Genomic DNA, 7799 nt, shown 5'->3' on the forward strand with positions numbered 1-7799 from the left:
TATTTGATGTTAATTCGTCTAGTATAAAATCAGCGACTTCATATTTAGCTTGAATTTCTTCGTTTGAATATTTTTTTGAATTAGTTTGTTCAATGTCAGTAATAAGTTCTTCTTTTATTTCCGGCGCTTGAACAGTTAAGATCTTGTGATTAATTAATTCACTTACTGATATTAAAGTAGGCTTAATTTCTGGCAAGTCTTGATTCATTTCCTGTTGATTATTTAAAATCGTCTTAATTTCTGAGACCATATGTGAAATTTTTTGATTATTAAACTCTAATTCATCAAATCCATCTATTTTTGATTGTAAATCATTCTTTTGATTTTTTAATTTTAGAATTGTTGATTCATTTTGTACCTTAAGTTCCTTTGAAAGTGTGTAAATAAATTCTGCAATACTTTTACGATATACCGCCTTAATTCCTTCACTTACTTCCTTCGTATACCGTAATAAATAGTTACCACCTGTATCGATCAAATGGGATGGCTTTGGACAAATTACATCTTCACTCAAATTAGGCTCTAAGATTTTATCAAAGTCACTGCTATCAATTTTATTATTTTCAATTTGTTTTACAGTTCGAATTGCTGCTTCTTTTACAAAATACTCAATTTGTTTATTTGTTAACTCTTGTACCTTGTGAATAAATTGACTTTTAGATTCATGTAAAGCATTTTCAAGTTTTTTTCTAGATTGAAATAATCCTTTATTTTGCAATGCCTTTTCAGATTCTAAATATTTTGATGCTAATTCTCTCATTTCAAATGGTGTAATGTTTGAATTAGTAAGAACTTGTTGTGTAGACTGCAAACAATTTTCCTCAAATGTAGAAACTGATGTTTCAATAACTTCAATTTCACTATTTAAATCATTATATTGCGATCTAATCTCATCTGCATTTTGATCGAGATCAATGTAATCGTTCTCAAGTTGTTGTATTTGTTCGTTCATTATTGTTAAAAAGCTTGCATAGTCATTTTCAATTTGTACTACATCTTGATGACTGTATAGATCATTTAAATAATTAATAAACTGGTTATATTCGTTATTATCTACAGATTTATCTCTTGTAGAAATATAAAAAACTTGTAAGTTGCCTAATCCTTGTTTTTTCAAGTTTCCAATTACACCATGTTTAAATTGTTCAAACGTCAATTCTGTTTCATCGTGTTTATCAATACATGTAATGACTAAACAAACTTTATTATTTTTTTCAACTAAATTATGAATAAAATCAATATTAGTTTTCGAATGAACATGTTGATAATCCATTAAATAAAAAATACTATCTGCTAGATGAATGACTGAATTAGTCGCCTCTAAATGATCCATATCTGTTGAATCAATTCCTGGAGTATCAATTAAAACAGATCCTGTTGGAATTTTAAATAGTTCTTGTGCCCACTCTAGCTCAATAATTGAACCACTATCAGAAGCTAATTTTTTTAGTTCATCTACTTGAATATCCTCTTGAATCTGATACATTTCACCATCTTTAAGAGTAATTAACATTTTACTTTCGCCATTTTTTAATTTTACAACGTTTGCACTTGTAGGAATTGGGCTTGTAGGTAGTTTTTCTACTTGTAAAAGATCATTTAATAAAGATGACTTACCAGCAGAAAAATGTCCACAAAATACGTAATAACTTTCCTTATTTTGTATTTTGTATGCTAATTTTTTTAATTGAAATAATTCCTTCGAATTTCCTTGTTCAGAAAGTAAATTGATCCCTGAAGAAACCTTATTCAGTAATTCCCCTCTGTTAATCTTAGTGTTTTGCAACGTGATTTCCCCATTTCATTTCATACTCAAATAATTTCCCTAGCATTATTTTATCCCCATATATATTAATTTGGAAGAAGAATGTATAGGCATATGCATATAAAATAAAAAAAACTAGGTAACATCACCTAGTTTTGAACTTGTTTAAGTACATATTTAGTTAATAAAAAGTATAAAAGAATTGTAGCTGACACAAATCCAAGAACCATTTGACGCACAACCTTTCGAAGTTGATAATGATTTTCATTCTACATTAATCATAATCAGTTATTTTCCATTTGTCAATAACTATTCGATTGATTGTAAAAGCGCTTTATTTTCTTCTCGGATTCTTACTTTTAATAAAAGTAAATTACAAACAGAAAAGATTACAGTTGTAATATACGCATGAAACATAATAGGTATTACTAGTAATTCAATTGTAACGATTATGTAATTTGGATGCTTCATATATTTATAAAGCCCACGTTTTACTAATTTTTCTTTAGGTAAAATAATGATTTTTGTATTCCATCTTTCCCCTAAAGTTGAAATAACCCAAACCCTTGCTAATTGTAATATGATAAATACAATTAGGAGAAAGGTAAAAAATCTAATTTCTATATAATGAATGAAATAATTCTCAATTAGAATTGAAATAAAAAACATGCTATGTAAGATGATAAAAAATTTATAGTGCTCTTGGCCAAATTCAAGTGCGCCCCGCATTTTTAATTTTTTTTCATTGTTCTTTGCTATACCTAGCTCAATCACTCTTTGTATGATGATGAATAAAAAAATAATCTTTAACATTAGCATTCTACCCACTTTAACAATGATAACTCTGAACTAAATCCTGGTCCTAAAGCACAAAGAAGACCGTACTCATTCGTTTTTCCTAACTTCATATACTCGCTTAACACGAATAATACAGTACAAGATGACATATTTCCATATGATTTTAAAATATTTAGGGAAATTCCGATTTTAGCTTCGGAAAGTTCTAATGAATCGATATAAGCGTCCAATACTTTTTTTCCACCAGGGTGAGCAATGAAATGATTTACATCCCTTATTGTTAGTTCATTTTCCGTTAAAAAATTTGAAACAACTGGTTGTAACCAATTTTTAACGATTGATGGTATATCCCTTGAAAAAATGACAAATAAACCATCATTCCGAACATCCCATCCCATTACGTCTAATGAATTTGGCATTAGAGTTGAATTTGTTTGTTCAATTGACGGTAAAGATTTATGGATCGTTCGATTTTTCAAATCACTCTCGTCGCCAATTACTAGAACCGCTGCTGCTCCATCAGCAAATAATGAAGTTCCTATTATATTACTTTTGGAAAGATCTTCTTTTTGAAATGTTAAACTACATAATTCAACTGCAACTAGTAAAATATTTGCCTTTGGATGGGCTTTACAATAATCAAATGCTCTAGAAATACCACTAGCACCACCGGCACACCCTAAGCCCCATATGGGAATTCTTTTAATCGAAGAATGAAATGGCAGGATATTTGCGATATGAGCATCAATTGTAGGGGTTGAAATACCAGTTGAAGAGACAAATATAATTCCATCAATTTTTTCATATTGAATTTCCGAAGATAGAAATTCATTACTAGTCAAACAATTTTTAATAGCTTCTATTGATAATTCAATTGAGATTTCAGTGTAAGCCTGATTTTTTTGCTCAAAGCTATGCTCTTCGCTATACCAAGAAAGCTCCTTACAAATATATCGACTTTGAATCTCACCATTTTGAAATACAGATAATAAGCGATCAATTGAAGGGTATCTTTTCAAAAAAAGCTCTCGTATAAAAGGTACTATATTTTCCTGATCGATTTTATATTTAGGTACAGCTTTCCCAACAGATAAAATTAAAGGCATAATTTCCCACTCCTTATAGTCATTACCTTTTGTATTAGATTGGAAAATTATTCTTTAATTTATGAAAAATCCTAGAGTGGAAATAAGATTATATTTTAGGCTCGAATTTTAAACAAAAAAAAGACAATTCACTATTCATTCATGGACCATGAACAAATAATAAGAATTGTCTAAGCGTTTCAAAGGAGTTTTCTTTCTGTTGTGCAGTTTTAGTATATCTCATTTTACTTGAATCTACATTCGCAATTATTTCCATTATACTGCTTCTAAAATAAACCCCACAACATTTCTAATTCACAATTTATGATTTATTTACTTCTTCCAACTCATACAATTTTGTATATTTTGATTCTAAATAATCAACAAAATATTTCACATTTAATTCTTCACCAGTAACATCCTTCAAAATTTGTTGCGGTTCCTTCATTGCACCATATTGATGAATATTCACTTTTAACCAATCAAGAATTGTTTGAAAATCATTCGTTTCAACTAATTCACTAAAATTTGGTAATTCTTTGTCCATTGTTGCTTTTATTTGAGCAGCATACATTGCTCCTAATGCATAAGTTGGAAAGTATCCAAAATGCCCCATTGACCAATGTACGTCCTGTAAAACACCTACTCTGTCAGTTTCAGGAATTATTCCTAAATACTCCTCCATTTTTTGGTTCCAAATTGAAGGAAGCTCTGAAACTTGAATTTTTCCATCTAACAAATCCTTTTCAATTTCATAACGAATCATGACATGTAAAGGATAAGTTAATTCATCAGCTTCAATACGAATAAATGAAGGCTTACTATTATTTATCACTTGATAAAATTCATCTAGAGAAACATTTTCTAGCACTCCATTAAGTTGCTCTTTTAACTTTGGATAATTTGATTTCCAGAATTCATAGCTTTGTCCAATTATCTTCTCATATAAAAGTGACTGAGATTCATGAATTCCTAATGACGCTCCTTGAGCAATCGGTAAACCTTCCAAATCTTTGGAAATGTTTTGCTCATATAGTGCATGACCACATTCATGAATTGTACTAAATATGGCTTTTTCAAAATTATTTTCATGATATTTCGTTGTTACTCGAACATCACCTAAATTAAGAGAAGTAGCAAAAGGATGTGGAGTTGGATCTAATCTTCCGGCATCAAAATTATAACCAAGAGATGCTAAAAGTTGTTCACATATTTCTTTTTGTTTTTGCGTCGAAACGAATGCTTTCATCTCTACTTTTTCAAAATTTTTCCCGCTAGTCGAGACAGCTTTAACAATCGGTACTAATTTATTTCTTACTTCTGAAAATACTTCGTCTAGTTTATTTACAGTCATTCCAGGTTCATATTGATCTAAATATGTATCGTATTTACAGTCTTTATATCCTAAATATTCAACGAATTTACGTTTATACTCAATTATTTCAGTTAAATAAGGTTCAAATTTAGCAAAATTATTTTCATCTTTTGCTTCTGACCAAACACTCTCAGAAATTGCTTGGCATTTAACAAAGGCTTCAAACTCATCAACTGGTATTTTCGTATTTCGATCGTATTGCTTTCTTAAATATTTTACTGTTTTTTCAACTTCTAATGAACATTTACCTGCACTAATGGCTTCTTCCATTGTTATTAAATAATGAGCCATATCTTTTGAAATACTCATTTTAAAGACATCAGCTGATAATTGACTAATTACATTTGAACGCTGACTTACAGCATTTTTAGGTGCACCTGTTCGAAGATCCCAATATAAAACACTAATTGCTTCTTCAATGTTTAACATTTTTCTTACATAATCTAAAAACGAAGCCTCATAATCTTTTAAGCTCATCAAAACACCCACCTTTTAAAACCAAATTTTTGAGTCAGCTAAATGGTAACATAAAAAATATATGGATAAATAAGAAATATCTTATTTTTCAAATAATATTTCTCGACAAAATGAATATTGTTTAATCACTTCGTTAATACTACTCAAGTCTTTTTTAGATTAACACAAATTTATATTTTGAATATTCCTTGACAGGAATATTCCTCGTGAGGTATATTCAATTTATGAATTCGACTTTAATTGCTCTTGCAGAGCCGAACCGGTTACAGATTGTCGAACTCTTACGTGACGGTCCTCTATCAGTCGGTGAAATAGCTGAAAGCTTAGGACTTAAACAACCACAGGTTTCAAAGCATCTTCGCGTTCTAAGTGAAGCTGGGCTTGTCGAAGTTCAACCAATCGCCAATAAAAGAATTTATAAACTAAGACCCCAGCCGCTAAAAGAAATGGATTCGTGGATTAAGTCATTCCGACACGTCTGGGAACAGAGATTCGATCAATTGGACGATTATTTAAATAAATTACAAGGCAAATAATCTTAGCTTATTCAGTGCACACAATTTAATTAGTACTAACCTTTATTGAAAGGAGAAGGACCTAGTTTTCAAGGATGAAACAATGTCTAATTTAGTAAATAATAAAATAAATGGAGGGATTAAAAATGAGTAAAAATACGTTTAATGTAGATGAAAAAGGATTAGTTTTAACAAGGGTTGTTGATGCGCCTCGTGAATTAGTATTCAAGGTTTGGTCAAAAGCAGAACATCTAAAAAACTGGTGGGGTCCAAAAGGCTTTACAATGGATGTAGCAACGTTAGAATTTAAACCAGGAGGTAAATTTCACTATAAAATGGAATCACCAGATGGATTCATAATGTGGGGATTATTTGTTTTTGGTGAAATTATTGAACCTGAGAAAATTGTATTTGTTAATTCATTCTCTGATCAAGAAGGTAATATGGTTCGCGCTCCATTCTTTGAAGTTTGGCCATTGGAAATTCAAAATACTTTAACTCTAGAAGAAAACGATGGTAAAACAACTATTACTTTAAAAGGCTTTCCAATCAATGCTACTGATGAAGAAGTTGAAGCGTTTATTGCAAATAAAGATTCTATGCAACAAGGCTTTACTGGTACATTTGACCAACTAGATGAATATTTAGCTAAAACATCATTATAAGATAAAAATAAAAATACCCTTTAAAGCTTGAAAATAGCTTTAGAGGGTATTTTTTAGTGCTATTAATAATAAACGACCTTCGTTTTAGCGATTAAATCATGCAATGTTTTCCGATCTTTTCGGAAGATAAAAAATAGATCAACTAGATACAAAATTCCGATTGCCTCTATAAATATTGGCAAATTTAGCTGACAACCAAAAGCAAATATCGAACGTATTGTCATTGTTTTGAAATTAACTAAGTCATCTGTATCCCTTACAACCATAATACTTAATAATCTTTTTCCTATTGTTTGTCCGTTCCAAATATAAGTAGGTACAATGACATAAAATAGGAAAATAAATAATAGCGACCAAATTGAATATAAAAACAGTTGCTTACTACTAAACATAAATAAATCTAAAATGTCTTTACTTTCTAATCCAAGTATTAGTAACCCCAGTTTAGAAAATAAAAGATTTAATGAGCCATCGATCCATGCTGCAAACAATCTTCTAATACGACTTGCCAGTTCGAAATCCATCTAGAACCTCATTCCACATTTTTATAAAAAAATGGATATTAATCGATATACTCTATTATACTTAGGGAATTTTGTTTTTGATTAGTGATTTTCAACTATTTGTATTAATTTTTTTAAACAAGCTACATAATAAGCATTTTTAACTACAAATCGTATGATATTTGAAATCTTATTAAGATTAAAATTGTACTATGAATAATTGAGGTAATTTTTTGTATATAGTTCAATCGGTAAAACTTATTTAAAAAAAATAAATTCATTTAGCAAGTTGTAATCTAATTCTTTTTACTACGAAAAAAAAATAAGACCACAAAAAATATATTGTGGTCTATGTACTATTTTATCATATTGGTTTAATATTAATTTTTGATTGTTTTACTGCAACCGTTTTCAATAATTTCTGTAGTTCTCTTAAATCAGTGTCCAACTGATGACGAATCTTTACTACTTCTTGATGATTGTCATTATTTTGATTTTGAGCTTCTTGCAACTTGATTCGTTTTTCTTCAATATTTCGTTCTAAAGATCTGGCTGTCCTAAAAAACATTCAAATTACCTCCTTTTCAAAAAAAGTATGAACACGCTTTCATTTTTA

8 protein-coding genes are annotated in these 7799 nt (G+C 29.6%); 2 read left to right on the top strand and 6 right to left on the bottom strand.

The window, feature by feature from the left end; genetic code table 11:
• The 4 genes from CN514_RS23175 to CN514_RS23190 form a co-directional block, all read right to left on the bottom strand.
• Positions 1–1786 (bottom strand): dynamin family protein (locus CN514_RS23175; RefSeq protein WP_141529502.1); only part of this gene is annotated, 1786 nt, incomplete at its 3' end.
• Positions 1787–2074: 288 nt separating this feature from the next.
• Positions 2075–2578: an isoprenylcysteine carboxyl methyltransferase family protein gene (locus tag CN514_RS23180; protein ID WP_286141806.1), complete on the bottom strand. Its 504-nt coding sequence runs from the start codon at positions 2576–2578 to the stop codon at positions 2075–2077.
• The gene (locus CN514_RS23185; protein ID WP_098234592.1) at positions 2578–3669 is read right to left on the bottom strand and encodes a type III polyketide synthase; all 1092 of its coding nucleotides are present in this window, start codon (positions 3667–3669) and stop codon (positions 2578–2580) included. Before CN514_RS23185 ends, CN514_RS23180 begins: the two co-directional genes overlap by 1 nt.
• A gap of 301 nt (positions 3670–3970) precedes the next feature.
• The gene (locus CN514_RS23190) at positions 3971–5500 is read right to left on the bottom strand and encodes a carboxypeptidase M32 (RefSeq protein WP_098234593.1); all 1530 of its coding nucleotides are present in this window, start codon (positions 5498–5500) and stop codon (positions 3971–3973) included.
• 224 nt (positions 5501–5724) lie between these two features.
• Here CN514_RS23190 and CN514_RS23195 point away from each other — a divergent pair, with 224 nt between their 5' ends.
• Complete coding sequence (locus CN514_RS23195; RefSeq protein ID WP_098234594.1) at positions 5725–6036, top strand: ArsR/SmtB family transcription factor; 312 nt, start codon at positions 5725–5727, stop codon at positions 6034–6036.
• Positions 6037–6161: 125 nt separating this feature from the next.
• Positions 6162–6680: an SRPBCC family protein gene (locus CN514_RS23200; protein ID WP_098234595.1), complete on the top strand. Its 519-nt coding sequence runs from the start codon at positions 6162–6164 to the stop codon at positions 6678–6680.
• A gap of 62 nt (positions 6681–6742) precedes the next feature.
• Here the strand turns inward: CN514_RS23200 and CN514_RS23205 are convergent, their stop codons facing one another.
• A complete protein-coding gene (locus CN514_RS23205; protein ID WP_098234596.1) occupies positions 6743–7204 on the bottom strand; it encodes an RDD family protein in 462 nt (153 codons plus the stop codon).
• Between the two features lie 343 nt (positions 7205–7547).
• Positions 7548–7751 (bottom strand): aspartyl-phosphate phosphatase Spo0E family protein, encoded by a 204-nt coding sequence (locus tag CN514_RS23210; protein WP_069031948.1) that lies wholly within the window; start codon positions 7749–7751, stop codon positions 7548–7550.
• Between the last annotated feature and the right edge of the window lie 48 nt (positions 7752–7799).

Source organism: Bacillus sp. AFS001701 (assembly GCF_002559405.1).
Taxonomy (GTDB): domain Bacteria; phylum Bacillota; class Bacilli; order Bacillales; family Bacillaceae_G; genus Gottfriedia.

Coding starts and splice junctions, on each gene's coding strand:
- CN514_RS23180 (WP_286141806.1), bottom strand. CDS start 2,578: ATGTTAAAGATTATTTTTTTATTCATCATCATACAAAGAGTGATTGAG.
- CN514_RS23185 (WP_098234592.1), bottom strand. CDS start 3,669: ATGCCTTTAATTTTATCTGTTGGGAAAGCTGTACCTAAATATAAAATC.
- CN514_RS23190 (WP_098234593.1), bottom strand. CDS start 5,500: ATGAGCTTAAAAGATTATGAGGCTTCGTTTTTAGATTATGTAAGAAAA.
- CN514_RS23195 (WP_098234594.1), top strand. CDS start 5,725: ATGAATTCGACTTTAATTGCTCTTGCAGAGCCGAACCGGTTACAGATT.
- CN514_RS23200 (WP_098234595.1), top strand. CDS start 6,162: ATGAGTAAAAATACGTTTAATGTAGATGAAAAAGGATTAGTTTTAACA.
- CN514_RS23205 (WP_098234596.1), bottom strand. CDS start 7,204: ATGGATTTCGAACTGGCAAGTCGTATTAGAAGATTGTTTGCAGCATGG.
- CN514_RS23210 (WP_069031948.1), bottom strand. CDS start 7,751: ATGTTTTTTAGGACAGCCAGATCTTTAGAACGAAATATTGAAGAAAAA.